Here is a 25,351-nt window from a genome sequence, read left to right on the forward strand (position 1 = left end):
GAAGCCTGCCGACCGACGTCCAAGATGGATTTCCGCAGCAACGAAGCTGATCGGACCGCTGGAAATATCGCCGCCGGCATCTCCGCCGAGCCGATTCCGCGCGGTCTATTACGCCCGTTGACACCACCTGACGTGGCCGCAGGAGTTTCGTCGCGCATGAAAATGGAAACGCTCTCCGTCGACTTTACCGACGAGCAGAAACGCTACCTCGAAGGCTTCACCGCAGGGCTGCAGATCAGCCGGGTCGGGCGCGGCCTCGGTGGCAATGCGGGCAAGGCAAGCTCTGAGCCGACCGGGCCGGATGCCGCGCATATCAAGGCGCAGGACAAGGTCATCGCATCCGGCAAGAAGCTCGCGGATCCCGAGAAGTTCAAGCGCGAGGAGCATCCGTTCGACGCCTATCCGCGGCTGAAGCAGCAGGCGCTCGACAATGCACCGCCTAGTGCGGCGGACAATTTCCGCTGGCGCTATTACGGCCTGTTCTATGTCGCGCCGGCGCAGGACTCCTACATGTGCCGCTTGAGGATCCCGAACGGAATCCTGAAGCACTGGCAGTTTTCGGGGCTCGCCGATCTCATCGAGCAACTGTGCGGGCCGTTCTGCCACGTCACCACGCGCGCCAATCTGCAGGTGCGGGAAATCCCGCCCAAGCATGCGGTGGCGCTGATCGAGGGCATCCAGGATCTCGGCCTCTGCTCGCGTGGCACGGGCGCCGACAACATCCGAAACGTCACGGGCACGCCGACCGCCGGTATCGATCCCCAGGAACTGCTCGACACGCGCGAATACGCCCGCGAGTGGCACTACCACATTCTCAACGACCGCTCGCTCTACGGGCTGCCGCGCAAGTTCAACGTCGCCTTCGACGGCGCCGGCAAGATCGCCGCGCTGGAAGACACGAATGATATTGCCTTCACGGCGGTCGAGGTGAAAGACGGCTTTGGCACTGATGCCGGCATCTGGTTTCGCCTCGGGCTCGGCGGCATCACCGGCCACAAGGACTTTGCGAAGTATACCGACATCATCGTGAAGCCGGCCGACACCACCAAAGTGGCCGACGCCATTGTGCGCATCTTCATCGATCTCGGCGACCGCACCAACCGCAACAAGGCCCGGCTGAAATATGTGCTCGACGGCATGGGGCACGAGAAATTCCTCGCGCTGGTCGAGGAGCGGCTCGGCAAACCTTTCGCGCGCGTGCCGGCGGAAGCATTTGCCCCGCGGCCGCCTGCGGATCGCATGGCGCATATCGGCGTGCACAAACAGAAGCAGGACGGGCTGAACTGGATCGGCGTGTCATTGCCGCTCGGAAGAGTCACCTGCGAGCAGATGCGCGGCCTCGCCAAGATCGCGCAGGATCTCGGCGACGGCGATCTCCGCCTGACCGTCTGGCAGAACCTCTTGATTCCGGGTGTGCGCGACGAGAACCTCGAGCTCGCCATCGCTGCGATCAGGAAGATCGGGCTGGCGGTCGACGCCTCCCACATCCGCGCCGGCCTGATCGCCTGCACCGGCAATGCCGGCTGCCGGTTTGCCGCTTCCAACACCAAGCGCCACGCCGCCGAGATCGGCGACTGGTGCGAGCCGCGCGTTGATATCGACACGCCGATCAACATCCACGTCACCGGCTGCCATCACTCCTGCGCCCAGCACTACATCAGCGATATCGGCCTGATCGCCGCGCGCGTGCCCGTCGGCGAGGACAATGACACCGTCGAGGGCTATCATTTGTTTGCCCGTGGCGGCTTTGGTCCCGACGCCGATGTCGGGCAGGAGGTTTTTCGTGACCTCAAGGCGAAAGATGCGCCTCAGACGGTGGAGAGGTTGCTGAAGGCCTATCTCAAGCATCGCGTCTCGCCCGAAGAATCATTCCTGACATTTGCGCGCCGCCATGACGGCGCGACCTTGCGCAGGCTTGCCGATGCTGAGGTGTCCGCATGAACCAGATCACGCCGCCACCGAAGATCGAAATCATTCCATCGAACGCGCCATTCTCGGAGGCGCAGCGCTCCTGGCTGAATGGATTCTTTGCCGGGTTGCTTTCCGATGCCACGCCGTTATCGGCCGAGCAGGGCGCCGCTGTCATGCAGGGCGCGGTCGGCGATGGCGATGACGGCGAAGCGCCGTGGCACGACCAGACCATGCCGATGGCCGAGCGCATGAAGCTCGCAGAGGGCCGGCCGCTGCGGCGGCGGATGATGGCAGCGATGGCGCAGCAGGACTGCGGCCAGTGCGGTTATGACTGCCACAACTATTCCGAGGCGATTGCCAGCAAGAGCGAAGCGCGGCTCAACCTCTGCGTCCCCGGCGGCAAGGAAACCGCGCGGATGCTGAAGTCGCTGTATGAGGAGCTCGACAAGGTACCGTCATCTGCGCCAGCGGCCGCTGCCGCGCCTGCCGCCGTCACGGAGCCCGGACGGTCGCGCGATAATCCGGTTGCCGCCACCTTCCTGTCACGGCGCCTGTTGAACAAACAAGGCTCGGAGAAGGAGACCTGGCACATCGAGTTCGATCTGTCCGCGGCCGGCCTCGACTATGTCGTCGGCGATTCCTTCGGCATCTTTGCGCGCAATGATGTCGGGCTCGTGGACCAGATCATCGCACTGCTCGGCGCCTCCCACACTACCAAAGTCAACGGCAAGACGCTGCGCGAGGTCTTGATCGACGACGTCTCGCTGTCGCCGGCGCCGGATCAGCTGTTCGAACTGATCTCGTACCTGACCGGCGGCGCAAGGCGCGAGAAGGCGCGCGCGCTGGCGCAGGGCGAGGATCCCGATGGCGACGCCGCGACGCTCGATGTGATGGCGGTGTTGCAAAAATTTTCCGGCGTGCGCCCGCACCCCGAGGCCTTCGTCGAGGCGCTGGAGCCGCTGCAGCCGCGGCTCTATTCGATCTCATCGTCACATAATGCGACGCCCGGAAGATTGTCGCTGACGGTCGACTGCGTGCGCTACGTGATCAACAAGCGCCGGCGCTTGGGGCTGGCCTCGACCTTCCTCGCCGAGCGCATTAATCCCGGCGATGAGCTGAAGGCCTATGTGCAGAAGGCGCACGGTTTTGCGCTGCCGCAGGACCCGAAGACGCCGATCATCATGGTTGGTCCCGGCACCGGCATCGCGCCGTTCCGCGCCTTCCTGCACGACCGCCGCGCAACCGGCGCGCCCGGCAAGAACTGGCTGTTCTTCGGCCATCAGCGCAGCGATTGCGATTTCTTCTACGCCGACGAACTCAACGCGATGAAGACATCGGGCCTCCTGACGCGGCTGTCGCTGGCGTGGTCGCGCGACGGCGACAAGAAGTTCTACGTGCAGGACCGGATGCGCGAGGTCGGCCGCGAATTGTGGACCTGGCTTGCCGAAGGCGCGCATGTCTACATCTGCGGCGACGCCAAGCGGATGGCCAAGGATGTCGAGCGCGCGCTGGTCGATATCGTGGCCCAGTTCGGCGCCCGATCGACCGACGAGGCGGTCAGTTTCGTGGCCGAACTCAAGAAGAGCGGCCGGTTCCAGCAGGATGTTTACTAATTCGGGTTCCCGCTAGCTCAAATCGGCCCGAATAAAATTCTCGCCCTGAGCGGGCGAAAGGGAATTTTCCCCTCTGATAGCAGCGAGTTGGAGCGCCCGCGTCACTATTTTTGCCGACATCTTGCATCCCGGCCTGATCGATATTCCATAAGCAGCCCATGCCGCGTTGGAGATCGATCATGCGCGAACTATCGGCGGAAGCCCGCCTGCACCTTTACGCACGTTCGGTGTCCCGCCGTTCCGGCACCGGCTTTCATACCGCCGCGCTCTACAGCGCGTTTGCGCTCATTGCCGCGATTGTGTTCGGCACGCTCTCGGTTCACCCGTTCTAGGATGAAATTGCCGTCTTGAACGGCGCGACGGTAATTCCCGCATCCTTCAACGCTTGCCTGACCCCGCGGCCGATCTCGACCGCGCCCGGCGTGTCGCCGTGAATGCAGACGGTGTCGGTGCGCATCTTGATCACCTTGCCGGTCACCGAGACGACCGCGCCGTCCTGCACCATCCGCACCACGCGGTCGGCGATCTGCTTGGCATCATGCAGCACCGCACCCGGCTTCTTGCGCGACACCAGCATGCCATTGTCCTCATAGGCGCGGTCGGCGAACACCTCGTGCACCATCGGCAGATTGGCGGCTTCGCCCGCCGCTACCAGCTTGGAGTTGGCGAGCACCACGAAGATCAGGTTGGGATCGACCGCCTTGATGCCGTTGGCGATCGCCCTTGCTGTCATGTCGTCCTCGCAGGCGACATTGGAGATCGCGCCGTGCGCCTTGACGTGGGTGACCTTGTAGCCGGCGGCGGTCGCAATCGCCTGCAGCGCGCCGATCTGGTAGGCGATGAGGTTCTCGATCTCAGACGATTTCAACCCTGGCATCGGCCGCCGGCCAAAGCCGTGCAAGTCGCGATAACCGGGATGCGCACCAACGCTGACACCGCGCGCCTTGGCAAGCTCGACGGTGCGGCGCATGATGTCGGGATCGCCGGCATGGAAGCCGCAGGCGACGTTCACCGAGGTCGCCAGCTCGATCATCGCGGCGTCATTGCCCATTTCCCACGCGCCAAATCCTTCGCCGAGATCGCAATTGAGGTCGATGCTGGTCATATTGTTGGTCCGCTTCTCGTGAGTGGATTTCAATCCGGTCCCGCAACGTCGGTGACCGCGTGCCAGGTTCCGGCGTCGATGGCGTTGACGGCGTGGCCCGCGACATTGGCATCGTGCAGCGCCTCGATATTGAGATCAACGCTTTCGATGGCGCGCAGCCGGTCGGGCAGGGCGCGCAGCAATTCGGCAAATTTTCGCGCCTCGGCCTGCGCTTCGGCCATGCTGACGGCCCGAAAGCGAAAGCCACGCCCGGCCGGAATCTGGGCCAGCCGTCCGAGATCGGCTGATATCACCGTCGCAATCTTCGGATAGCCGCCGCTGGTGCCGCGATCCGGCATCAGCACGATCGGCTGGCCCATGCCGGGCACCTGCAGGCTGCCGTTGACGGTGCCGTCGGATACGATGTTGTGGCCATGGAGGTGCTTGAGAATCGGACCTTCGAGCCGGTAGCCCATGCGGTCGCTGGTCGCCGAGATCTTCCATTCGCTGTCGAGGAACAGCTTTTTGGTCTCGTCGGCGAATTCATCGTCCTGCGGACCCCAGACCACCCGGATTGGCGCATCGGTTGCCGCAGGCAGCTCGATCCGCCGCTCCGGCGCGCCGCTCGCGGCCTTGGTCTGCAACTCGTCACCGGCCTGCAGCGGGCGGGGATAGGGGCTGCCGAGCCCGGCGCGTGCGTTGACCGCAAGGCTGCCGAACATCGGCTCGCCGATGATGCCGCCTTCGATTGCGAGATAGCTGAAAGAGCCGCCGCGGGCAAAGCCCAACGTCAGCGTCTCGCCATCGGCAAGCGTCGCCGATGTATTCGGCGCCACCGTGCGGCCGGCGATATCGGCAGTGCGCGGCGCGCCCGCCAGCGCAACGCGCACTGCGCCGCCGCGCGCGGTGAATTTGGCACCGAACGGACCGATTTCGACGGCCGCCGTGAACGGTTCATTGCCGACCAGCGTATTCGCTGATGCCAGCGCCAGCCGGTCCATCGCGCCGCTCGGCACCAGGCCATAGCGCTGCGCGCCGGGACGTCCGCCGTCCTGGACCGAACTTGCCGGGCCGATCAATGCGATGACGAGCTTGCTCATGAGGCGATCTGCTCGGCAATGAATTCGCCTGATGCAGCGGCGCGGTCCTGCTCGGCGAACGTCTTGGCATCGACGGGCGTAAAGGTGACGTTGTCGCCCGGCTCGAGCAGGAAGATCGGGTCGCGGTGGAGCTGGTAGGTGCGGACCGCCGTGCGTCCCAGAAGGTGCCAGCCGCTCGGGCCGGCGAGGCACTGCACGCCGGTCTGTACCCCACCGATCGAGATCGTGCCGGCCGGCGTCAGCAAACGCGGATTCTGCCGCCGCGGCATGTGCAGGCTGTCAGCGAGCCCGCTCAGATAGGACCAGCCGGGCGTGAAGCCGATCATGGCGACCCGGTAGTCGCCGGCGACATGCCGCGCCACGATGTCGTCGGGCGTGGTGTTGAGGGACTTGGCGACATCCTCCAGGTCGATGCCGTGCTCGCCGCCATAGACCACCGGAATGCGCCATCGCCGCGTCCTGGTCGTTGCCGGCATCGGCCGCTCCGCCAGCGCCAGAATTTTCGCGCCAAGCTTTTCGAAACCGATCAGCACGGGATCGTAATGGACCAGCAGCGAGCGGTAGGTTGGCACAGTCTCGATGATCCCCGCGATCGGCTCCGCTGCCAGCTCACGGTCGAGCGCCAGCACCCGACGATTGGCGGCATCGTCGATATTCCGGCTGAATTCCACCGTGATGGCGCTGTCGCCACTCGGCAAAAGGCGGGGCGGGGGGAGCGTGGCGGCCATGGCCTCTGAACTGTCTCGCAGCTGCTATGCTAGTCTCAAGCTGTAGCGTGTTTCAGGCTGAAGTGGAATTCGCTTCGCGCGAAATCAGCAAGTAAGTTCAATAAATTAATGTGCATGCCGTCGATAAGATGTTGTGATCAGGAAGCCCGTCGCGGGCCCTTGACGCGATGCCTGCGCCTCGCAAGATGCGCTACCTTTCATCCCTCTCTCCGGAGCCTTTAGACCAGATGTCCCTGACCCCCGAAGCCATCGCAACCCTGTCCGGCGTGTCGACCGCCACCATCACCACCGTTCTGCTGAAGAAGGGCCTGCGAAACGTCTGGATGCGTGGCACCAAGCCACTGCGGCCCGGCCAGAAGCGGCTGGTCGGCCCGGCCTTTACGCTGCGCTTCGTGCCCGCCCGCGAGGATCTGGCCACGCCCGAGTCGTGGTCGTCGCCGATTTCGACCCGCACGGCGATCGAGGCCATGCCGGCCGGCTGCATCGCCGTGGTCGATGCCATGGGCGTCACCGATGCCGGCATCTTCGGCGACATTCTCTGCGCGCGCATGGTCAAGCGCGGGGTCGCCGCACTGATCACCGATGGCGTGGTGCGCGACGTCGAAGGCGTGCTCGGCACCAACCTCCCGGTCTGGTGCGACGGCTTCTCGGCGCCGCCCTCGGTCGCCGGGCTGACCTTCGTCGGCTGGGGCGAGCCGATCGGCTGCGGCGGCGTTGCGGTGTTTCCGAACGACATCGTCGTCGCCGACCAGGACGGTGCGGTGCTGATCCCGCAGGCGCTGCTCGACCATGTGCTGGCCGAAGGGCCGGAGCAGGAGCGGATGGAAGCCTGGATCGTCAACGAGGTGAACAACGGCGCGGCACTGCCGGGCCTCTATCCCATGAACGCCGAAACCAAGGCGCGCTACGCCGCTTCGAAGAAGTAACAACAACGAGCAGAGGAAGTCCCATGGAAATCCATCTCGCTGGCTCCCGCCCGACGCGGCGGGCACCGTCGGACTATTTCACCGGCACGGTGTTGCAGGATCCGATCATTCAGACCGAGGCACCGGCACGACTGGCTTCGACCCGCGTCTCGTTCGAGCCGGGCGCGCGCACAGCCTGGCATACGCATCCGCTCGGGCAGACGCTGTACGTCATCTCGGGCGTTGGCCGGGTGCAGGCCAAGGGCGGACCGATCAGGGAAATCCGGCCCGGCGACGTCGTCTGGATACCGCCGGGTGAGAAGCACTGGCACGGTGCTTCGCCAACCAACAGCATGACCCACATCGCCATGCAGGAAGCGCTCGACGGCAGCTACGTCACGTGGATGGAGCATGTGACCGACGCGGAGTACTCCGCGAAGGTCGGCTGACTTCCAGCCAGTTACATCCGCTGCGCGGTCCAGGTGCCGGAGCACAGGGCCGCGCGCCACGTGCCCGAGCCTGACGTGCCGTTGAGAACGCCGGAGCCGACCGCACGCTTCATGCCGCTTGCCAGGGTGACGCGGATCGCGCCGGCTTCGGCCACTTGACCGGAGGCCGTGACGGTCGGCGTGTTCGAGGCGACCTGACCGTTGCTGATGCCGATCGAGACCGACGCGTTGCTCGGGCAGGCGGCGTTCGAGGAGGTGATCTGGACATTCCAGCCACCATCGAAGGTCGCCGCGACGGACGGCGTCGCAAAACCCAGCGCAACAAGCAGCGAAGCAGTGACTGCGGATTTCCGAGACTTGATCATGGCGTGCCCCTTTGGTTTGGACACGCTCAGCCTCTCACAGTCGTTGCGCGAATACTGTGATTGCCATCACCATGAAAAAGCCCCGCGCAGTGGCGGGGCTTTTGATCGATGCGAGGGGCGCCTGCCGGTCAGTTGACGCGGGTCCAGGTCTGGCCGCCGCAGAACATGCCGCCGAACGCGCAGCCCTGAACGCGCAGGGTGTCGGTGCCCTTCATCGCGATCGTGGAATCATAGCTGCTGCCACTGTTCGGATCGAGAATCCGGCCGCTCCACTTGTCCTTGCTGGGCTTCATGTTGATCAGGACCTGCTCGCCATTCTGGTTCGACTTCTTGTCGATGGAATAGCCGCAGAGATTGGGACCGCATTGCTCGATCCGCACCTTGCCTTCCTTCTCCTCCGTCAGCCACACGCCGACCGGCGAGTTCGCCGCCGCGGGCGCCGGAGCAGGGGGTGCGGCCGCCTGCTTTTGTTGCGGTGGCGGTGCCGGCGCGGCGACGGGAGCCGGCGGCGCGGCCGGAGCAGCAGCCTGTGGGGGTTGAGGAGCTGCAGGAGGGGCGGGCGCAGGCGCTGCGGCAGTATCGGCGGGTGCCACGGCGGCAGTCGATGTTGACGGCGCGGTTGTTGCAGCGGCAGGCTCGCTTGGAGTGGGCGCGGCAGGTGCTGGCGCCGCCGCTGGTGCGGCCGCCTGCTCAGCCGGCGCCGGCGCGGCTGGAACCGTTGCTTCGGGGGCAGCCTGCGGGGCGGCTGGGGCGGTCTTCGCCTGCTGCGGCGCTTTCCGGGACGGACGATCGAGATTGCCTTCCTCGCCGCGCACGCGCTTCTTCTTGGTATTGTCGTAGACGCCGGGAATGGAAACCGTGCCGCGATCGGGATCGATCGTGATGGTACGGCCGTTATACTCAAACGAGTACTGCGCCTGCGCGGCGGTGACGGCGCTCGCCAGCAAAAGCGCGGCGGTAGCGAGGCACTTCTTCATTAACGACCTCCTGAGCAGGAAACCCATCTCCGGAAGCTACTAGTCAGCAATAGCTTCAGCCAGCGTGATCCAGATCACTTTCAAATCATGAGTCGTGTACTAGCGGCTTCGGTTCAAATTCGGCTGGGGAGAATAAATAGCACCCCATGGACGGTCAATTTTCCAGCAAAAACGGGCGTTTCCGCGATCAATCGAACCAGGTCGCATAGATTTTCCTGAAGCTGCCATCCTGGGTCGCGATGTGAAGCCACTGGTCCACAAACGCCTTCAGCGCCACGTCACGCTGTAGCCAGTACGCTTTCTCGGAAAAGTCGAACGGCTTCTCCGGATGCACCGCGCAGAGCACACCGGCGTGCTGCTTCTGCTGGTAGCGCGTCTCGGAAGCGTCCGTCATCATCAGGTCGGCATTGCCTTTGGCGATCTCGTCGAAGATCGTGACGTTATCGTTCCAGACCTTGATCTCGGCGTTCTTGATGTTCGCCTTGGCGAAGCGCTCATTGGTGCCGCCCGGATTGACGATGACGCGCGTGCCTGATTTGTCGATATCGGCGATGGTTTCATACTTGCCCTGGTCCGCGCAGCGGGCGATCGGCGTCTTGCCCTCGCGCATGATCGGTGCCGAGAACAATCCCTTTTTCTGCCGGTCGAGCGTGATCGATACGCCGCCCATCGCAATGTCGAAATTGTCGGCTTCAAAATCCTTCATCAGTTGTGGCCACGCCGTCTTGACGAACTCGACCTTGACGCCGAGCGCCTTGCCAAGCGCTTCGGCCATGTCGACGTCGAAGCCCTGGAATTTCGAGTTGTCTTTGTCGTAATAGGTGAAGGGACGATAATCGCCGGTCATGCCGACGCGCAGTGTGCTGCGCTTGATGATGTCGTCGAGGCGGGAAGCGGGCTGCTGCGCGTGGACGGAGACGGTCCACAGCACGGCAATTGCAAGACTGGCCAACACACGAAACATCACGTCTTCTCCACGCGCGAAATTGATGACATCGCTCAACAGCGATGGCGGATTTAGACCAGATCACCACGCCATGCCAGCCGAAGAATCGCCAGCCGGAGAAATCGAAACGTGACCATCTCGCTTCACGAGGCTTCCGTCGGTGTGTTCGTGCCGTATCTCGGAAATCTGTCCGTTCTTCTCGACAAAGCCGCGGCGCATGCCGAGGCCCGAAACATCGATCCCGCCGTGCTGCTGAACATGCGACTGGCGCCCACCATGTACAATTTGAAGCAGCAGGTGGGAGAGGCGAACCGGCATGCCATCGTCGCCGGCGCGTTGCTGGCGGGGCGGGCACCTCACACGTTTTCAGACACCGAGCCTGACATCCCCGAGCTCAAGGCGCGAATATCGGCGGCGATCGATTTCGTGCAGGCCTTGCCGCGCGGCGAGATCGACGCCGCAGCCGACAAGGAAGTCGTCTTCACGTTCAAGAACGGGAGCCAGCGGAAATTCACCGGCAAGTCGCTGCTGCTCACGTTCAGCGTCCCGCAGTTCTTCTTTCACGTCACGACGGCGTACGACATCCTGCGCCATGCCGGCGTCGATCTGGCCAAGAAGGACTTTTTGGGGCCGCCGAGATAGCGACCCACGCCAGCCCGTTACGCTTCGCTGCTTTTCCTGGCGGCGGCAAGTCCGGCCATCTCGCTTCGTAGCTGCTCGAAGCGACGGCGGGCCTCGCCTTCGCGGTCGTCCACCATCTGGATCGCGGCTTCGCGTGACATCGGGCCGGAGACGATCGGCGTGGAATTCTCGCCGATGGTCTCGTCCACATAGTAGTCGCCATTGTCGAGGCGGACGGTCCATTTGAAACGGATCGCCGCCATCGGGCCGGGGCCGAATTTGGTGTAGCCGTGGGCTTCGAGCGGCGGACACGCCGCCGGGATGGGAGGTGGCATGGCGGGCTTTGGCTCGGCGGCCGCTGTTTTTTCGGATACGCGACGGGCTTCCTGCGGATCAAGAATGCTGGCGATGGTCGCCAGCGCGTGGTCGGTAGGGTCGCTTTGCATCACGGGTAGCCTCCGGATCGAGCCCGTGGGGCAGAATCAGCGTCATTGTCGCCCCCGGGCCCCTACCTTGCTTCCGAACAAAGCCGGGCTTTGTCAATCCGTGGCTTTTTTGGGGCGCGGCTAGGCGCAGACTGGAGGTATTTTGTTCCTCCACGGCCGGGCCTGCTCAAGCTGGCCGGCCAGCCGGAACAGGGTCGCCTCATCGCCGAACCTGGCCGAGAACATCATGCCGAGCGGCAATCCGGCCTGGTTCCACGCGAGCGGCACCGACATTGCTGGCTGCCCGGACATGTTGAACATCGAGGTCCCCGGCATATAGCGGCGCAGGATGGGGGCGATATGCGACAGATCGCTCGACATGGTGTTGAGCTCGCCGATCCGCAGCGGCGGCGCGCACAATGTCGGACACAGGAAGACGTCGCAGTCTTCAAAGAAGGTCGCCAGCGCGCGCGAGATCTGGAAGGCGGCAAGCTGGGCGGCGACATAGTCGGTCGCGGTCGCTTTTTTGGCGTTGTGCGCATGCGCCAGCGTCAGGATCTCGATATCCTTGTCGGTCATTTCCCGGCCGAAGCGCTGCTCCAGCAGCCGCACCGTGAGCGCGGTGTTGCCGCCGACGATCGTGGTGATGGTCGCGGCCGGATCGGCGGGAAGCTTCGGCGCACGTTCCTCGATGCGGTGGCCAAGCCCCGCCAGCAGGCTTGCGGTCTCACGCACGGCGGCCGCGATTTCCGGATCAATGGCGTCGCCATAAGGCGACTTGTCGGTGAAGGAGATGCGGAGCCGGCCGGGGTTGCGGCCAACCTCCTGCGAATACGGCCGCTCCGGCGGCGGTGCGACATATGGGCTCGACGCTTCGGGGCCATGGACCGCGTCCATCATGACTGCGCTGTCGCGCACGCTGATGCTCACGACATGGCCGCAGGAAAATCCGCCCCAGCCTTCGCCCCGATCGGGGCCGAGCGGATTGCGGGCCCGCGTCGGCTTCAGGCCGAACACGCCGGAGGCGGAGGCGGGAATCCGGATCGAGCCGCCGCCATCGCTGGCATGTGCGACCGGAAGAATGCGGGCTGCGACCGCGGCTGCCGCACCGCCCGACGACCCGCCGGAAGAATGCTCGAGATTCCAGGGGTTGCGGGTTGGCCCGAACAGGCGAGACTCCGTCGTCGGCATCAGGCCGAATTCGGGACTGGAGCTTTTGCCGAAAATGGAGACGCCGGTATCGAGGAAGCGTTGCGCCAGCGTCCCGGTGTGGTCGGCGACATAGTCCTTCAGCACCGTGGCTCCCGACGTCGTGCGCGTGCCCTCCAAGAGATCAAGGTCCTTGAGGAGAAACGGCACCCCTGTGAAAGGGCCGTCGGGCAGGCCGCGGGCGACCTGGCGCTCGGCATAGTCATAGTGCTTGACGACGACGGCGTTGATCTGCGGGTCGACCTTTGCCGTGCGGGCAATGGCCTCGTCGAGCAATTCCTTGGCCGTGACCTGCTTGTTGCGAACGAGCTCCGCGAGTCCCACCGCGTCGTAGTTACCGTATTCCTTGAAGGCCATGCGCACACCTCGCTTGCCGGCCGGTCGGCGGACCGGCCGCGCCCAGTGTCATTGGATGGACCTAGCCGAGCACATCCTGGTTGATCACGTTCTGGCGCAGCGGGTCGCCATCCAGAACACTCAGGATATTGCGGGCGGTCTGTTCACTCATCCGGTCGACGGCTTCCACGGTGACGCCGGCGACATGCGGCGCCGTGATGACGTTCGGCAGGGCCAGCAGCGCCTGGCCGGCTGGCGGCGGCTCCTGCGCGAAAACGTCGAGGCCGGCGCCGGCGAGCGTGCCTGATGTCAGCGCCGTGTGCAGAGCGGCCTCGTCGACGATGCCGCCGCGTGCCGTATTGATCAGATAGGCGGTCGGCTTCATCCGGTTGAGCCTGTCAGCATTGAACATGCCGACGGTCTCCGGATTTTTCGGGCAATGGATGGTGACGAAGTCGGCGCGCGGCAGTGTCGCGTCGAGGTCGCTGACCGGTTCGCAACCGGCGGCCTTGATGTCAGCGGCGGACTTGTAGGGGTCAAATACCAGGACGTTCATTTCCATCGCGAGACATCGCTTGGCGGTGCGGGTGCCGATGCGGCCGAAGCCGACGATGAGAACCGTCTTGCCGAAGAGGTCGTAGGGCAGCATGCCGAGCCGATCGGCCCATTTGTTGTCCCTGACCAGCGAATGCATTTCGGTCGCACGCTTGGCGAGCGTCAGCATCATGAACAGCGCGTGCTCGGCGACCGAAGGCGAATTGGCGGTGCCCGCCACCATCAGCGGGATCTTGCGGCGGCTCAGCGCAGGCACGTCGACGGCGTCAAAGCCGACGCCGATCCGCGTCACCACCTGCATATCCCCAGAAGATTCGAGCTCAGGCTCGCCGAAGCGGGTGCCGCCGAGGGCGACGCCATGGACCGGCGCATGCGCCTTCAGCTTGACGTTGAAATCGTCCTGCGAAATCATGTTGGGAAATTCGACGAGCTCGATGTCGTCGCGCGCGTGAAGAAGCGCTCTTCCCTGCTGTGACATCGATTCCGTGATAAAGATTTTCTTCTTGTTGGTCGCCATTTCCTGCCCTTGGATCTCCTGTGCGTCGTCAAAGGACGACGCCGGTCACCTCGTTTAGCAGGTGCATATTGTTGAGGTCCACAGCCAATCGCAGCGGGGCGCCATCCTGCGCGCCGGCATTGGGATTGACCCGGCCGCAGACCTGGGAGCCTTCCAGCGTGAAATAGATCAAGGTCTCCATTCCCATCGGCTCGGTGACGTCGAGCACCGCGTCGAATGGCTCCACGCCCGGCTCAGCGTGCGGTCTGGCCTCGGTGATGTGCTCGGGCCGCAGCCCCAGCAGCAATTTTTCTGTACGCAGAACGCCCTGATAACGGGCAGCGCGGGCCGGCGGCAGTGGGAAGGCGATGCGATCGGTCAGGCGGACATGCAGCTTGCCGGCAAGATCCTCCAGGCGGCAGGGAATGAAGTTCATCGCCGGGGAGCCGATGAAGCTGGCGACGAATTTGGTCGCCGGCTTGTGATAGAGTTCGTTCGGCGTGCCGATCTGCTCGATCCGGCCGTGGTTCATCACCACGACGCGGTCGGCCAGCGTCATCGCCTCGACCTGGTCGTGGGTCACATAGACCGTGGTGGTGCGAACCTTCTGATGCACCTTCTTGATCTCGATCCGCATCTGCACGCGGAGCTTGGCGTCGAGGTTGGACAGCGGCTCGTCGAACAGAAACACCTTTGGGTTACGCACGATGGCGCGGCCCATCGCGACGCGCTGGCGCTGGCCGCCGGACAATTGCTTCGGCTTGCGGTCGATGAGCTCTGAGATGTCGAGCATGCGCGCGGCCTCGTCGACCCGGCTCTTGATCTCGGCCTTCGGGTAGCGCTTCAGCCGCAGCCCGAACGACATGTTTTCGGCGACCGTCATGTGCGGGTAGAGCGCGTAGTTCTGAAACACCATCGCGATGTCGCGGTCCTTCGGCGGCACGTCGTTGACGACGTCGCCGCCGATCATGATGTCGCCGTCGGAGATATCCTCCAGTCCGGCGATCATCCGCAGCGTGGTGGACTTGCCGCAGCCCGAGGGCCCCACCAGCACGACAAACTCATGGTCGGCGATATCGAGGTCGATACCGCGCACCGCCTCGACCTCGTCATAGCGTTTAACGACCTTACGCAACGTCACGTCAGCCATGAGATCAGCCCTTTGTCGCACCGGCGGTCAGGCCGGCAATGTAATAATCCATCAGGAAGGCATAGATGATGAGGGGCGGTGCCGCGCCGAGCAGGGCGCCGGTCATGATCTGTCCCCAATTGAAGACGTCGCCCTTGATCAGACTTGTAATGATTCCGACCGGGAGCACGAGCTGGTCGGTCGAGGTCGTGAACACCAGCGGATAGAGAAACTGCGCCCAGGAGACGGTAAAGGCGAAGATGGTCGCGGCGATGATCCCCGGTAATGCCACCGGAATGAAGATACGCGTCAGTGTCTGAAACCAGGAAGCGCCGTCGATGATGGCCGCCTCGTCAAGCTCCTTGGGAATCGAGGCGAAGTAGCCGATCATGATCCAGGTGCAGAACGGCACCGTCAGGGTCGGATAGATGAAGAGCAGGACGTACCAGCGGTTGATGAGCTGGATACCGGTCCAGTCGCCGAACAGCGCGAACACCTTGAACAGCGGAATGAACAGCAGGCTGTCCGGGATCAGGTAAGTCAGGAACACGCCGGTCGCGAGCGTGGCCGAACCCCAGAAGCGCATCCGCGCCAGCGCGAACGCTGCGGGCACGCTGATCAGCATGGTGATGGTGACCACGAAGATCGACACCATGGCAGAATTCCAGAAGAACCGCAGAAACTGGTTCGACGTCAACAGCCCGGTGTAGTTCTCAAGGGTTGGATGGAAGACCCACCAGGGGTTGGTCGCGGCCGATATCTCCGCACTGCTTTTCAGCGAGGTGATCAGCATGTAGAGGGGCGGCAGCAGCGAGAAAATCGCGAACAGCGTGAGAAAGAAATACGACCATCGCAATGCCCAGGTGCGGTCGCGGCTCATGCTGCCGTACTTTACCTTGCGGGTCGGCGCCGCCTTGTCGATCGTGACCGTACTCATCAGGATTCATTTCCGCGCTTGTTGACGTCCCTCAGGATGAAGATCGCCGCGATCGCCAGGATCGGCACCATGAAGAGGGAGACGCTCGCGCCCAGCGGAATATCGCTGCCCTCGATGCCGACGCGGAAGGCCCAGGTAGCGAAGATGTGGGTACGATCGAGCGGCCCGCCGGCGGTCAGGATCCGCACGATGTCGAAGTTGGCGAAGGTGACGATCAGCGAGAACAGCGTCGTGATAGCGATGATGTTACGCATCATCGGCAGGGTGACGTACCAGATCCGCTGCCACCAATTGGCGCCGTCGATCGCGGCGGCTTCATAGAGCTGGTCGGGCACCGATTTGAGCGACGCAAGGTACATGATCATGAAGAACGGGGCGCCGACCCAGATGTTGACCAGAATGACCGAGAAGCGCGCCCAGGCAGCGTCACCTGTCCAGGGGATCGGTCCTATTCCCAAAAACGACAGCGTATAGTTGAAGGCGCTATACGAGGGATCGAACAGCCACAACCAGGCCAACGTGCTCATGGCAGGCGGAATCACCCACGGTACCAGCAGCATGCCGCGCCATTTGCGCTGTCCTTTCGCAGGGATGTTGTGAACGAAATGCGCCACGATGAAGCCGATCAGCGCCTTGAAGATCACAGCCGAGATCGCAAAGATGCAGGACTGCTTGACCACCAGCCAAAACGTGTCGCGCTTGAACAGGAACTCGAAATTGCCAAGCCCGATGAACCGCTGCATCGATTTGTTAAGGGTGGAGAGATGCAATGAGTAGAATGCGGGATAGATCACCAGAATCGCAATAAGCAGGATCAGCGGAAGCGTCATCAGAAACGCTGCGGTCGATTTTCGCTTCAACGCCTTGTGCAGGCTGGACCGCTTTCGTGCCGGCTGCGTTACGCCCGCGCTTTCGGGCCGCAATGCCACATCAGCCATGATGCACCTTTCTCAGGCGATAATTGTAGATCCAGGGGGCCCGGAGGAGCCGCATGGCAGCGGCGCTCCCTTGCCCTTGCGTAAGACGGATTCGCCGCGACAACCGATACGCTACGGCCGTCGCGGCGATATGCTTGCATGCTAGCTTCGCATGAAGCCTTCGCACTCGCCTTCGGCCCAGGCGAGCGTCTTTTCCATCGGTTCGCCCTGGTAATAGCGCAGGCACATCTTGGTCAGCGTCGCCTGGGCATAGATCTGCTGTGCGATCTTGGGCGGAGCGGGCGAGGCCGCGATGGAAAGGGTCTGGTGCTTGTAGGGATTTGGATAGTGGTAGAGCGTGCCTTTCGGCGGCCCTTCCTCCTGCCATACCTTCAGGGTGGTCAGCTTCTCATAGGCCGGCAAGTCATAGCCGCCGCTCGCGTTCACCATCTTCTCGATGGCGGCTGGCTTGGAGAGCTGCACCAAGAGGCTCTTCGCGGCCTCCTTATTCTTGGAGAAATTCCAGATGCTCCAGAAATAGGGCAGGTAGGGTGCGAAGCGGCCTTTTGGACCGGCCGGGAAGCCGTGGGTCCAGCACTGCTCGGCGACCTGCGGTGCATCGCGCTTGGCGACCGCCCAGGCGCTTGGCGGATTCATGATCATGGCGCCTTTGCCGGAGACCAGCCATTTGTTGTTGGATGCGTCGTCCCAAGCGGCCACGTCCGGCGGCAGGAAAGCGATCAGCTTCTTGTAGAACTCAAGGGCCTGGCGAACGGCATCCGTCTTGACGGTTAAATTGCCCTTGGCGTCCACCAGTTGCGCGCCGAAGGACAGGAAAATCGCGCCGGCGGTATCGACGTTGTCAGTGGTCTCACCGAGCCCGATGCCGAACGGCACGCCGCCCTTGTGACAGGCCTCGGCCGCTTTCAGGAATGTTTCGAGCGTCCAGTTGTCGGCCTTTGGCTCGGAGCCGGCTGGATACATCGCCTGCACATCGATGCCGGCATGTTTCTTCATCAAATCGATGCGGGAGCAGGGCCCCTTGATTTGGCTGCCGACACAAGCGGGAACGCCGAGCCATTTCTCGCCGACCGTGCCGAGATACTTTGCCGTGCCGTTGACCTCGCCGTTCTCGGCGATGATCGGCTTCATGATATCGCTGACATTTTCCAACTGTTCGGCATTGGCATGGGCCCACCATGTTGGCATCGCAAAGATGTCATGGCCGGACTTCGCTTGCGCTTCAGCGGCTATGGTCAACAGGTTCTTGTTACCCTGGCTCGGGATGTAGTCGATCGTGACCTCGACCTTTTCCTTCTCGGCCCACTCATTGACGATATCGGTAGAGGCCTTGTTGGCGCCGGGAACCCAGTGGTCCCAGAACCCGATCGAGAGCTTGCCGGCGGCACGGGCGCCGCGCACATAAGGCGCGGTTATAAGGGCAGCGGATGTTAGCGCGGTTGCGGCAACAAACTGTCGGCGAGAAAGCATCCTGCGTGACATGGGGCGTTTCCTCTTTGATGAGCATATTTTGCTTTTTGTTCTTTTTCTCCGTCCGGAGGGAGCCGCGTCGAGGCGGAGCCAGCGGAGATTTTGTAATTGGATCAGACCAGAATTGTTTGCCTCTGTCGAGAAAACACATCGTCGCTGTCATTGAACTAACGTTGCGTGGAAATTCCCGGCAGCGGGAGTGACGATGGCGTGTCGCTATGGATCGTCGATAATTTGCGCGGCAATATTGCGCCGCACACTTTGCCTTCGCTATTGCCTAAACTTTGTCTTCGCTATTGCCTAAGGGGTGTGCGCTTGCGCCGCAGCGAGGCGGGGTGCGCGGGTAACCTTCCCATATCGAGCGGCGGTTCATGCCGTGGAACCGGCAGGTGCAAGTGTGGACGAGTTTGGGGCGGAAACGATAGCTTGAGCCAAGGGATTCTCGGCAAGATTCTCGGCGGGATTCTCGACGCGCCGCCGGCGACCGCATGCCGAATTTACCGATCGATGATGGAGACCAAATAATGGATCGTTCTCAGCACATTGCGATGCCGTCGCGATTGCTTGTTGCGCTTGGCGCGATCGCCCTGCTGGCCGTCAGGTCGCCACCGGCCGTCAATGCGCAGGGGCTGGTAGAGGGCGTGCAGCAGGGGGCGCGAGAAGGCAACAAGGCGGCCGGTCCCGTCGGAGGCGTGCTGGGCGGCGCGATCGGCGGCGTCGTCGGTGTGGTCACCGGCGTTACCGGCGTTTTCACCGGAGGCAACAACAAGGGCGGGCAGGCGCCTGCGGCCAAGGATGCCAAGCAGGGTGAACCTTCCAAGCAGGGCGAAGCGCTCAAGCAAGGCGAGGTCGCAAAGCAGGGCGATGGCGCGAAACCGGCGAAGGGCAGCAAGGCGACGAAGACCGCTGCCAGGCAGCAACCGCAGCAGCCGGCCGTGCTCACACAGCCCGCCGCGCCGCAACTGACAGCCGAGCAGATCGTCGCCACCAGTGACGCCAATATCGAGCGGATCAAGAAGGAGTTGAACCTCACGCCCGAGCAGGAAAAGCATTGGGCCGGCTTCAATAGTGCGATGCACTATCTCGGCCATAACGGGGCCGAGCGCCTCAACCTGAGGGTCGCCCGCGCCAAGCGCGATCCGCCTGATGACATCATCGAGCAGATGCGCAACGAAGCCCAATTCCTCAACGACCGTGCCGTCGATCAGCGCAACGTGGCTGACGCAGCCGAACCGCTGTTCGCCAGCCTCAGCGACAAGCAGAAGGAATTTTTCATTCAGGAAATGGTCAAGCTGAGCCACGAGCGCGGGCTGGATTAGCCGGCGGGCCGAGCGAATAGCCGGGCACGCATGCCCTGGGGTAGGTTGAAAGGCGCGGCACCCGGCTACTCTGCCGCAGCGGCGCGGCCTCTCCAATCTCACTGCAATGATGGAGGAACCCTGACGGACTGGCGCCTTAGTCGTGGCGCACTCGCGGCGTTGTCGGGAACTTCGCTCTTTCACCGCCAGTGTTGCCCCGCAACATCAGGCAGGCCGTCGTTAAGCCGGCCGGATCGGGTGCTCGTACCGCCAGTGCGCGGCACGGGGCTCTCGCGCAAAGTCGGATCCCTTCCAGCTGCTGTCGCGCACGCCATCGACATCCGTCGCGGCAAAGGCGATATGATTGCATCGGCCGGTATCTTCATACTTCCGCTCGGTGACGCTAGACAAAGCTGAGGTCGGTCTCGACCCCCATCATCCAGGCGCCGACGGTTTCGAAGTGCCTGAGCTGGCCCTGCAACTGCTGGGTCACGGTATGGATATCGCGGAAGCGGCGCTCCAGCGGATGATCCTCGAAGATCGCCGTCGCGCCGGCGGCATTGTAGGCGAAATCAACCGCCTCGCGCGCCTTGTGAATGGCGTTGGTCGAGGCCATGCGGATGTTCATGCGTTGCGCCACGGTAATCGTCGCGCCCGCCTGGAGATCTTTCCAGGTGTCGGCCATCGACTGCAGCACGTAACCGCGCGCGGCGCGCAGATTGACTTCGGCCTGGGCGAGGTTGCTCTGAACCACCGCATTGTCCCGCAAGGACACCCTGGCGCCGCGCGGCACCTTGTTGCGCATGGTCTCGACGAAATTGTCGAGCGCGGTGCGGGCGATGCCGCAGGCGACGCCGGCAAAGCCGACCTGGTAGCAGGTATGATTGCTCATCCGGTACAGCGGGCCGCGCTCGCGGCATTCGCGGTCGAATTCCCGGATGATCGAGTGGTCCGCGCGCACGAAGAAATCCTTGAGCGCGAACTGGTCGCTGGCAGTGCCTCGCAGGCCAACGGTGTTCCAGATGTCGGTCCATTCGACGTCTTCGGCGCGTACCAGCATCGTACGTTCGAGCGGCATGCCATTGGCGTCGCATTTGGGTGAACCGTCCGCGGCATAGATCGGGCAGTGCGCGCCGAGCCAGGTCGCGTGCCGGCCGCCGGATGCAAAGGACCACACCCCGGTGACCCGGTAGCCGCCCTCGCATTCCACCGCGCGCACCTTGGGACCGGGCCCCCATGCCAGCACCGCCCGCGGATCGCCGAAAATCGCCTGCGCCACCGGCAGGTCGAGATAGGCCGCCGACATCGCGCAGCCGCCGGCCTGGCTCAGGCACCAGGCCGTGGAAGCATCCGCTTTCGCAATGGTTTCGATGACGTGGAAAAATGTGACAGGGTCGGTTTCGATTCCGTTGGTCGAGCGGGGTAGCAACAGGCGGAACAATTGGGCGTCGTGCAGTTTGTCGAGCAGTGCGGGCGGCAGCCGGCGCGCGCTCTCGATGTCGTCTGAGGCAGCCGCGACGTCGGCGCATATGGCTTCGGCCCGGGCAATGATGGCCGGATCGCCGGCAAGATCGGCGGAGTTTGCAATTGTCGTATTCAGGGCCATGCCTGCCGATCCACTGCCGTTCCGTGCGCTGATTATTGGGAGGCTATCGTGCCATTGCCGCTATCGGCAAGAGCATGGCGAGGCGAAGCGCGTCTGCGTACATGATCGGGGTTTTGTGCCGCCCTGCACAATGGAGCGCGGCGACAGCGCCGACTTGTTTAACATTTTGCGATAGCTTTGCGATCAGGCTGGGATCGATCCGGGGACGCGACAAAATGGAAGAAAAACGAAAGCATCCGCGAACGGAGATCAACGAGCCTGCCTATGTTTCGTCGGGTGGCTCCGTCATTCCCTGCGTGGTACGGAACATCTCGCGCGAGGGCGCGGCGATCGATGTCGACAACCCGGCCTTCGTCCCGCAGCTTTTTCGCCTGGTGATGGCGAAGGATTCATCGATCGTGCATCGGTGCCGGGTCACCTGGATCCAGCAGAACCGCGTGGGTCTGACCTTTATCGACGCTGGGGCGACTGCGGAACCGCCGCCGGCGGACGGCAGGCGTTGAACGCTATTCGATCCGCAGCTTTGCGTCGCGCACCACCTTGCCCCACTTGTCCATTTCCAGCCTGATCCGCGCGCCGAACTCCTCCGGCGTATTCGCAACCGCCTTGAAGCCGAGCGTCGTCAGGCGCTCCTTGACGTCCGGTTGGGCAACGATCTTGGCGATCTCGCGATAAAGCAGATCGACGATCTCTTTCGGCGTCCCCGCGGGCGCGACAATGCCTGTGAGCGTGTCGGCTTCCTGATCCTTCACGCCTTGTTCGGCGAAGGTCGGCACGTCAGGCATTCCAGCCGCACGTTCGGTTGACGCCACGCCGAGCGCGCGCAGTTGTCCGCTCTGCACCGCCGACAGGGCAGGCGGCAGCGCGGTGAAGGCGATCGGCGTGTGTCCGCCGACCGTTGCCTGGATGGCCGGGCCGGCACCCGTGAAGGGCACGTGCACCAGATCGAGCTTGAAGGCGAGCCGGAACAGTTCGCCGCCGAGATGCGGCGTCGATCCAACCCCGGGCCCGGCGAAGCTGTATTTGCCGGGGTTGTCTCTGACAAGCTGCACCAGCTCCGGCAGCGTCTTGGCCGCGACCTGTGGATTGACCACCACGACGTTCGGCGAGACCGCAACCAGCGTCACCGGCGCGAAATCCTTGACCGCATCATACGGCACCTTGGCGTAGAGGCTGGGATTGACGACGAAGCCGGTGCTGATGGCCATGATGGTGTAGCCGTCCGGCGTCACGCGGGCGACCTGGCCGGCTGCGGTGTTGCCGCCGGCGCCGCCGATGTTTTCGACGTAAAATTGCTGGCCGAGATTGTCGGTCAGCTTCTGCGCCACGATGCGAGCGATGGCGTCGGTTGGTCCGCCGGCTGGAAAGCCGACCACGACGCGCACCGGCCTGCTTGGATAATTCTCCGCCGCTGCCGCGGCGCCGGCTAGCAGCCATGCCGCTGCCAATGCTGCCCGTAAAGCCGCGGCCATGGCGTTCTCCCCGATATGTTTGTTGCAGACATCATCGACGAGACCGCGACGCCCGGCAAGGGGCCGGCGGCGCGGGAACGCTATTTCGCCAGCAGCGGCTTGATCCGTTCTTCCAATTCCTCGAACGACATCGAGCCCTGAAGCCGCATGCCGTTGACAAAGAAGGTCGGCGTTGCCGCGATTTTTACTTCCCGGACGGCGTATTGCTGGTCGGCATTCAGCTTGTCGAACTGCGCCTTGTCTTCCTCGCAGGTCTTGACGTCCTCTTCGCTCATGCCGTGCTGCCTACCGACGTAGAGCAGCGTCGCCTTGGTCTGCGTCATCAGCTGGTCCTGCAGCTTGAACAGCATCTCGACGGCGGCGAGATACTTTTCGGAATCGCCCTTGCCAATGCAGCGTGCCAGTATCGAAGCCGCGGCGGCCTTGATGTCGAGCGGAAATTCGCGAAACACAAAACGCACCTTGCCGGTATCGATATATTTTGAACGCAGCATCGGAAATACGTTCTGGCCGAAGGCTGCGCAGTGCGGGCAGCTCATCGATGAATATTCGGTGATGGTGATCGGCGCGTTCTCGGATCCGATGGCCATGTCCGGCAGCGAAACCGGTTTTGCAACCGCTGCGGCAATTGCGCTTTGTGCGAGGGCGGTGGCCTGGACGGCCGGCGATGCAAAGGCAAGGAGGGCAGCGAAGGCAATGCGACAACGAACGTTCAACGGCTACTCCGAAACGTATTGGGGAAAAGGCGCGCAAGCAGTAGCTGCGGCCTGTTGATCATTCTACTGGTTTTGCGAGCGAAGGGCCATCTCGACCGGATCGCAGTTGACCGCGAATTGATCGCGATCCATTCATGGGCGACAGGGTGCGCAAAGGTTGCGCGACGGACTGGCTGCGCTGGCGAACGAGCATGGCATCGCTGTTCGCCAGAGCGGGCCGCCGCAGATGCCCTTGATCCATAAAAATGCCCCGCAACGCGACCCTACGATCGACGAGAGCGGGGCAGTCTTAGGAGAAAACGGCGAGATCGCCGAATGATGATGTCGACATCGTCGTCGGCCATCATGTGGTTCAATCCTGGTCCCACTCGGCGGCGCGCGCATTGACGTGGATCAAACACGGGAGAGAAATGCGTTTTGAACTCGCTCGCGTCCTCAAGCCACTTGGAGCCACGACGCGCTCAATCTGTTGCTCGGCGCGCTTCCATGGGAGATTTGTGGGCAACCGACCGCTGGCCCGCCAGCTGTTCGAATTCGTGATGGCCGGGTAGGTGCATGACCTCTACGCAGTCGGCGTTGAGGCGTTCGTTGTCGACCAGCCGCTCGGCCAACATCAGCGCCTGAGAAGGTCCGTCCGACTGGACCTCGATCTGGCGCTGCAGGCATTTAAACCTGTGGCCGTCGGAATTGCATAGATCCTTATAGAAGGAGACGCGATAGCTGTTCATCTTGCACTCCCGCTTCTTCCAGCATCCCGCCTACAGCTTACTCTCATGCGTCCATGTCTGCCAGACGCTGGCGGTTACGCAGCACGATTTGGCGGGCGCTCGAAAACACCAGGATGCCCTGGTCGCTGAGTTGCGACAGTGCGCGCGAGACGGTTTCCAGCGTCAGGCCGAGATAGTCGCCAATGTCGCGGCGGCACATCGGCAGGGCCATCATACCGGTCTTGGAGAGCCGACGATCCATTTCCAGCAGGAAGGTCGCAACCTTTTCCATCGCGGTCTTGCGGCCCAGTAGCAGCATATGATCTTCGGCGTGCCGTAGATCGCTTGCGGTCATGGTCCAGAGGTTATGAGCGACCTGGACATTCGAACCCGCTGCGGCTTCGAGGTTCCGGCGCTTGACCAGACGAACGGTGGTATCGGCGATCGCTTCGGCGGTCAGGCGATGGGTCGAGCCGGCATCCAGGCCGAACACATCGCCGGGCAGGTGGAACGCGCCGATCTGGCGCCGGCCGTCGCTGAGAAGCTTGTAGGTGCGAACCGAACCCCGGACGACCTGATAGACGTACTCGCAAGGCTCGCCCTCGCCGTAGATTTCCTCGTCCTTGCGGTAGGTGAACTCGCTGGCAATCACACCCGCACAGGTCGCGATGACGCTGAACTGGTCGAGGGCCGGAGGAGTCTGGACGCGCGGCGCGGTGAAAATCTTGCCTGCCGAAACTGCCGGTGCGGTGATCGTCTGGGTGAGCATTTGCCATCTCCTCGATGCAGGATGGCATGGGTGTAACTTGGAACTTCGCCGCCCGATATTTGGGTCGATATCCTAAGGGGAGGCCCTTACGGGGTTTTACGGAGGTGGCTGCGACCGGCGTTTTCAGGCCCGGCCTGCCGCACCTACCGTGTCGATCGCTTTCCGGACGCAATCGACCAGATTACCCTCGAGATTGGGCTTCAGGAGGACCTGCCGCACGCCAGCCGAGGTCGCCTTGGCCGCGATGTTTTCGTCTGGATAGCCCGTAATCAAGATAATCGGGGTAGAGACGTCGAGCCGGCGAAGCCGAAGAGCCAGTTCCAAACCGTCGAGTTCCGCCATCTTGTAGTCGATGACGAGGCAATCGGCGCGACTGCGGGTGGCAGAGCCAAGCAGGGCGACCCCGCTACGGAACGTACGGACGTCGAACCCCTCGGTCTCCAGCAGAAAGCGCAGCGACGTCCGGACGTCGTAGTCATCATCGACGACGTAGATCATCGATTTTCTGGGCGCAGCGCTAATCTTGGCTTCGCTGGCGACGCTGTTTCGGGGCTCGGTCATGCCGACAAGATAGACATTTTGTCGACGC

Annotated in this window: 28 protein-coding genes; 9 read left to right on the forward strand and 19 right to left on the reverse strand. The window is 63.1% G+C overall.

The window, feature by feature from the left end; translation table 11 throughout:
- Nucleotides 1-156: 156 nt before the first annotated feature.
- The 3 genes from RX331_RS18875 to RX331_RS18885 all read left to right on the forward strand — a co-directional run bounded on the left by RX331_RS18875 (nt 157) and on the right by RX331_RS18885 (nt 3,856).
- Entirely contained in the window at nt 157-1,941 is a 1,785-nt protein-coding gene (locus RX331_RS18875) for a NirA family protein (protein WP_317257943.1), read from the forward strand.
- On the forward strand, nt 1,938-3,524 hold the full coding sequence (locus tag RX331_RS18880; RefSeq protein ID WP_317257944.1) for a sulfite reductase subunit alpha: 1,587 nt from the start codon (nt 1,938-1,940) through the stop codon (nt 3,522-3,524). Before RX331_RS18875 ends, RX331_RS18880 begins: the two co-directional genes overlap by 4 nt.
- Before the next feature lie 179 nt (nt 3,525-3,703).
- A complete protein-coding gene (locus RX331_RS18885; RefSeq protein WP_176721835.1) occupies nt 3,704-3,856 on the forward strand; it encodes a hypothetical protein in 153 nt (50 codons plus the stop codon).
- Here RX331_RS18885 and RX331_RS18890 read toward each other — a convergent pair.
- The 3 genes from RX331_RS18890 to pxpB are packed head-to-tail and all read right to left on the reverse strand — an operon-like array spanning nt 3,853 to nt 6,436.
- Nucleotides 3,853-4,629: a 5-oxoprolinase subunit PxpA gene (locus RX331_RS18890; RefSeq protein WP_317257945.1), complete on the reverse strand. Its 777-nt coding sequence runs from the start codon at nt 4,627-4,629 to the stop codon at nt 3,853-3,855. The two genes, RX331_RS18885 and RX331_RS18890, sit on opposite strands and share 4 nt — an antisense overlap.
- Nucleotides 4,630-4,658: 29 nt before the next feature.
- The gene (locus RX331_RS18895) at nt 4,659-5,708 is read right to left on the reverse strand and encodes a biotin-dependent carboxyltransferase family protein (RefSeq protein ID WP_317257946.1); all 1,050 of its coding nucleotides are present in this window, start codon (nt 5,706-5,708) and stop codon (nt 4,659-4,661) included.
- Complete coding sequence (gene pxpB / locus RX331_RS18900) at nt 5,705-6,436, reverse strand: 5-oxoprolinase subunit PxpB (RefSeq protein WP_317257947.1); 732 nt, start codon at nt 6,434-6,436, stop codon at nt 5,705-5,707. The genes RX331_RS18895 and pxpB overlap by 4 nt, the downstream gene beginning before the upstream one ends.
- A gap of 227 nt (nt 6,437-6,663) precedes the next feature.
- Between pxpB and RX331_RS18905 the strand changes: the two genes are divergently transcribed.
- Nucleotides 6,664-7,362, forward strand: coding sequence for a ribonuclease activity regulator RraA (locus RX331_RS18905; protein WP_317257948.1), 699 nt, complete (start codon nt 6,664-6,666; stop codon nt 7,360-7,362).
- A gap of 23 nt (nt 7,363-7,385) precedes the next feature.
- A complete protein-coding gene (locus RX331_RS18910; protein WP_317257949.1) occupies nt 7,386-7,790 on the forward strand; it encodes a cupin domain-containing protein in 405 nt (134 codons plus the stop codon).
- 11 nt (nt 7,791-7,801) lie between these two features.
- Here RX331_RS18910 and RX331_RS18915 read toward each other — a convergent pair whose 3' ends face one another.
- From RX331_RS18915 to RX331_RS18925, 3 genes are all read right to left on the reverse strand, one after another.
- Complete coding sequence (locus RX331_RS18915) at nt 7,802-8,179, reverse strand: hypothetical protein (RefSeq protein ID WP_317257950.1); 378 nt, start codon at nt 8,177-8,179, stop codon at nt 7,802-7,804.
- A gap of 104 nt (nt 8,180-8,283) precedes the next feature.
- A complete protein-coding gene (locus RX331_RS18920) occupies nt 8,284-9,132 on the reverse strand; it encodes a DUF2147 domain-containing protein (protein ID WP_317257951.1) in 849 nt (282 codons plus the stop codon).
- A 187-nt stretch (nt 9,133-9,319) separates the two neighbouring features.
- On the reverse strand, nt 9,320-10,096 hold the full coding sequence (locus tag RX331_RS18925) for a transporter substrate-binding domain-containing protein (RefSeq protein WP_317257952.1): 777 nt from the start codon (nt 10,094-10,096) through the stop codon (nt 9,320-9,322).
- A 111-nt stretch (nt 10,097-10,207) separates the two neighbouring features.
- Between RX331_RS18925 and RX331_RS18930 the strand changes: the two genes are divergently transcribed.
- Nucleotides 10,208-10,720 carry a DUF1993 domain-containing protein gene (locus tag RX331_RS18930; protein ID WP_317257953.1) on the forward strand — a complete coding sequence of 171 codons (513 nt, stop codon included), beginning with the start codon at nt 10,208-10,210 and terminating at the stop codon, nt 10,718-10,720.
- A gap of 17 nt (nt 10,721-10,737) precedes the next feature.
- On the opposite strand, the gene RX331_RS18935 is transcribed toward RX331_RS18930, so the two are convergent.
- The 7 genes from RX331_RS18935 to RX331_RS18965 all read right to left on the reverse strand — a co-directional run bounded on the left by RX331_RS18935 (nt 10,738) and on the right by RX331_RS18965 (nt 18,206).
- Nucleotides 10,738-11,145: a hypothetical protein gene (locus RX331_RS18935; RefSeq protein ID WP_317257954.1), complete on the reverse strand. Its 408-nt coding sequence runs from the start codon at nt 11,143-11,145 to the stop codon at nt 10,738-10,740.
- Nucleotides 11,146-11,265: 120 nt separating this feature from the next.
- Entirely contained in the window at nt 11,266-12,690 is a 1,425-nt protein-coding gene (locus RX331_RS18940; protein WP_317257955.1) for an amidase, read from the reverse strand.
- A gap of 61 nt (nt 12,691-12,751) precedes the next feature.
- Nucleotides 12,752-13,741 carry a hydroxyacid dehydrogenase gene (locus RX331_RS18945; RefSeq protein ID WP_317257956.1) on the reverse strand — a complete coding sequence of 330 codons (990 nt, stop codon included), beginning with the start codon at nt 13,739-13,741 and terminating at the stop codon, nt 12,752-12,754.
- A 28-nt stretch (nt 13,742-13,769) separates the two neighbouring features.
- Nucleotides 13,770-14,870: a sn-glycerol-3-phosphate ABC transporter ATP-binding protein UgpC gene (locus RX331_RS18950; protein WP_317257957.1), complete on the reverse strand. Its 1,101-nt coding sequence runs from the start codon at nt 14,868-14,870 to the stop codon at nt 13,770-13,772.
- Between the two features lie 4 nt (nt 14,871-14,874).
- Entirely contained in the window at nt 14,875-15,786 is a 912-nt protein-coding gene (locus RX331_RS18955) for a carbohydrate ABC transporter permease (RefSeq protein WP_317257958.1), read from the reverse strand.
- Nucleotides 15,786-16,724: a sugar ABC transporter permease gene (locus tag RX331_RS18960; protein ID WP_317257959.1), complete on the reverse strand. Its 939-nt coding sequence runs from the start codon at nt 16,722-16,724 to the stop codon at nt 15,786-15,788. The genes RX331_RS18955 and RX331_RS18960 overlap by 1 nt, the downstream gene beginning before the upstream one ends.
- Before the next feature lie 141 nt (nt 16,725-16,865).
- Nucleotides 16,866-18,206 (reverse strand): ABC transporter substrate-binding protein, encoded by a 1,341-nt coding sequence (locus RX331_RS18965; protein WP_317257960.1) that lies wholly within the window; start codon nt 18,204-18,206, stop codon nt 16,866-16,868.
- A 512-nt stretch (nt 18,207-18,718) separates the two neighbouring features.
- Between RX331_RS18965 and RX331_RS18970 the strand changes: the two genes are divergently transcribed.
- Nucleotides 18,719-19,513 (forward strand): Spy/CpxP family protein refolding chaperone, encoded by a 795-nt coding sequence (locus tag RX331_RS18970; protein ID WP_317257961.1) that lies wholly within the window; start codon nt 18,719-18,721, stop codon nt 19,511-19,513.
- A 382-nt stretch (nt 19,514-19,895) separates the two neighbouring features.
- On the opposite strand, the gene RX331_RS18975 is transcribed toward RX331_RS18970, so the two are convergent.
- Nucleotides 19,896-21,098: an acyl-CoA dehydrogenase family protein gene (locus RX331_RS18975; protein WP_317257962.1), complete on the reverse strand. Its 1,203-nt coding sequence runs from the start codon at nt 21,096-21,098 to the stop codon at nt 19,896-19,898.
- Between the two features lie 101 nt (nt 21,099-21,199).
- Between RX331_RS18975 and RX331_RS18980 the strand changes: the two genes are divergently transcribed.
- Nucleotides 21,200-21,601 (forward strand): PilZ domain-containing protein, encoded by a 402-nt coding sequence (locus RX331_RS18980; protein WP_317257963.1) that lies wholly within the window; start codon nt 21,200-21,202, stop codon nt 21,599-21,601.
- A 3-nt stretch (nt 21,602-21,604) separates the two neighbouring features.
- Here the strand turns inward: RX331_RS18980 and RX331_RS18985 are convergent, their stop codons facing one another.
- Together RX331_RS18985 and RX331_RS18990 are read right to left on the reverse strand one after the other, a co-directional pair.
- Nucleotides 21,605-22,570 carry a tripartite tricarboxylate transporter substrate binding protein gene (locus tag RX331_RS18985; protein ID WP_317257964.1) on the reverse strand — a complete coding sequence of 322 codons (966 nt, stop codon included), beginning with the start codon at nt 22,568-22,570 and terminating at the stop codon, nt 21,605-21,607.
- Nucleotides 22,571-22,650: 80 nt separating this feature from the next.
- Nucleotides 22,651-23,160, reverse strand: coding sequence for a DsbA family protein (locus RX331_RS18990; RefSeq protein WP_317257965.1), 510 nt, complete (start codon nt 23,158-23,160; stop codon nt 22,651-22,653).
- A 283-nt stretch (nt 23,161-23,443) separates the two neighbouring features.
- On the opposite strand from RX331_RS18990, the gene RX331_RS18995 reads away from it, so the two are divergent.
- Complete coding sequence (locus RX331_RS18995; RefSeq protein ID WP_317257966.1) at nt 23,444-23,605, forward strand: hypothetical protein; 162 nt, start codon at nt 23,444-23,446, stop codon at nt 23,603-23,605.
- Between the two features lie 142 nt (nt 23,606-23,747).
- On the opposite strand, the gene RX331_RS19000 is transcribed toward RX331_RS18995, so the two are convergent.
- From RX331_RS19000 to RX331_RS19010, 3 genes are all read right to left on the reverse strand, one after another.
- Nucleotides 23,748-24,014 carry a hypothetical protein gene (locus RX331_RS19000; RefSeq protein WP_317257967.1) on the reverse strand — a complete coding sequence of 89 codons (267 nt, stop codon included), beginning with the start codon at nt 24,012-24,014 and terminating at the stop codon, nt 23,748-23,750.
- A gap of 43 nt (nt 24,015-24,057) precedes the next feature.
- Complete coding sequence (locus tag RX331_RS19005; protein WP_317257968.1) at nt 24,058-24,762, reverse strand: helix-turn-helix domain-containing protein; 705 nt, start codon at nt 24,760-24,762, stop codon at nt 24,058-24,060.
- A gap of 123 nt (nt 24,763-24,885) precedes the next feature.
- Entirely contained in the window at nt 24,886-25,260 is a 375-nt protein-coding gene (locus tag RX331_RS19010) for a response regulator (protein WP_317257969.1), read from the reverse strand.
- Nucleotides 25,261-25,351: the final 91 nt, after the last annotated feature.

The organism is Bradyrhizobium sp. BWA-3-5 (genome assembly GCF_032917985.1).
In the GTDB taxonomy this organism is placed as follows: Bacteria; Pseudomonadota; Alphaproteobacteria; order Rhizobiales; family Xanthobacteraceae; genus Bradyrhizobium.

Bases quoted from the DNA above. Each gene is read 5' to 3' on its own strand.
- RX331_RS18990 (WP_317257965.1), bottom strand. From the start codon at position 23,160: ATGGCCATCGGATCCGAGAACGCGCCGATCACCATCACCGAATATTCA.
- RX331_RS18935 (WP_317257954.1), bottom strand. From the start codon at position 11,145: ATGCAAAGCGACCCTACCGACCACGCGCTGGCGACCATCGCCAGCATT.
- RX331_RS18965 (WP_317257960.1), bottom strand. From the start codon at position 18,206: ATGTCACGCAGGATGCTTTCTCGCCGACAGTTTGTTGCCGCAACCGCG.
- RX331_RS18885 (WP_176721835.1), top strand. From the start codon at position 3,704: ATGCGCGAACTATCGGCGGAAGCCCGCCTGCACCTTTACGCACGTTCG.
- RX331_RS18940 (WP_317257955.1), bottom strand. From the start codon at position 12,690: ATGGCCTTCAAGGAATACGGTAACTACGACGCGGTGGGACTCGCGGAG.
- RX331_RS19000 (WP_317257967.1), bottom strand. From the start codon at position 24,014: ATGAACAGCTATCGCGTCTCCTTCTATAAGGATCTATGCAATTCCGAC.
- RX331_RS18925 (WP_317257952.1), bottom strand. From the start codon at position 10,096: ATGTTTCGTGTGTTGGCCAGTCTTGCAATTGCCGTGCTGTGGACCGTC.
- RX331_RS18960 (WP_317257959.1), bottom strand. From the start codon at position 16,724: ATGGCTGATGTGGCATTGCGGCCCGAAAGCGCGGGCGTAACGCAGCCG.
- RX331_RS18975 (WP_317257962.1), bottom strand. From the start codon at position 21,098: ATGGCCCTGAATACGACAATTGCAAACTCCGCCGATCTTGCCGGCGAT.
- RX331_RS18910 (WP_317257949.1), top strand. From the start codon at position 7,386: ATGGAAATCCATCTCGCTGGCTCCCGCCCGACGCGGCGGGCACCGTCG.
- RX331_RS18920 (WP_317257951.1), bottom strand. From the start codon at position 9,132: ATGAAGAAGTGCCTCGCTACCGCCGCGCTTTTGCTGGCGAGCGCCGTC.
- RX331_RS18970 (WP_317257961.1), top strand. From the start codon at position 18,719: ATGGATCGTTCTCAGCACATTGCGATGCCGTCGCGATTGCTTGTTGCG.
- RX331_RS18890 (WP_317257945.1), bottom strand. From the start codon at position 4,629: ATGACCAGCATCGACCTCAATTGCGATCTCGGCGAAGGATTTGGCGCG.
- RX331_RS18985 (WP_317257964.1), bottom strand. From the start codon at position 22,570: ATGGCCGCGGCTTTACGGGCAGCATTGGCAGCGGCATGGCTGCTAGCC.
- RX331_RS18980 (WP_317257963.1), top strand. From the start codon at position 21,200: ATGATCGGGGTTTTGTGCCGCCCTGCACAATGGAGCGCGGCGACAGCG.
- RX331_RS18955 (WP_317257958.1), bottom strand. From the start codon at position 15,786: ATGAGTACGGTCACGATCGACAAGGCGGCGCCGACCCGCAAGGTAAAG.
- RX331_RS18880 (WP_317257944.1), top strand. From the start codon at position 1,938: ATGAACCAGATCACGCCGCCACCGAAGATCGAAATCATTCCATCGAAC.
- RX331_RS18945 (WP_317257956.1), bottom strand. From the start codon at position 13,741: ATGGCGACCAACAAGAAGAAAATCTTTATCACGGAATCGATGTCACAG.
- RX331_RS18905 (WP_317257948.1), top strand. From the start codon at position 6,664: ATGTCCCTGACCCCCGAAGCCATCGCAACCCTGTCCGGCGTGTCGACC.
- RX331_RS18895 (WP_317257946.1), bottom strand. From the start codon at position 5,708: ATGAGCAAGCTCGTCATCGCATTGATCGGCCCGGCAAGTTCGGTCCAG.
- RX331_RS18950 (WP_317257957.1), bottom strand. From the start codon at position 14,870: ATGGCTGACGTGACGTTGCGTAAGGTCGTTAAACGCTATGACGAGGTC.
- pxpB (WP_317257947.1), bottom strand. From the start codon at position 6,436: ATGGCCGCCACGCTCCCCCCGCCCCGCCTTTTGCCGAGTGGCGACAGC.
- RX331_RS19010 (WP_317257969.1), bottom strand. From the start codon at position 25,260: ATGATCTACGTCGTCGATGATGACTACGACGTCCGGACGTCGCTGCGC.
- RX331_RS18875 (WP_317257943.1), top strand. From the start codon at position 157: ATGAAAATGGAAACGCTCTCCGTCGACTTTACCGACGAGCAGAAACGC.
- RX331_RS19005 (WP_317257968.1), bottom strand. From the start codon at position 24,762: ATGCTCACCCAGACGATCACCGCACCGGCAGTTTCGGCAGGCAAGATT.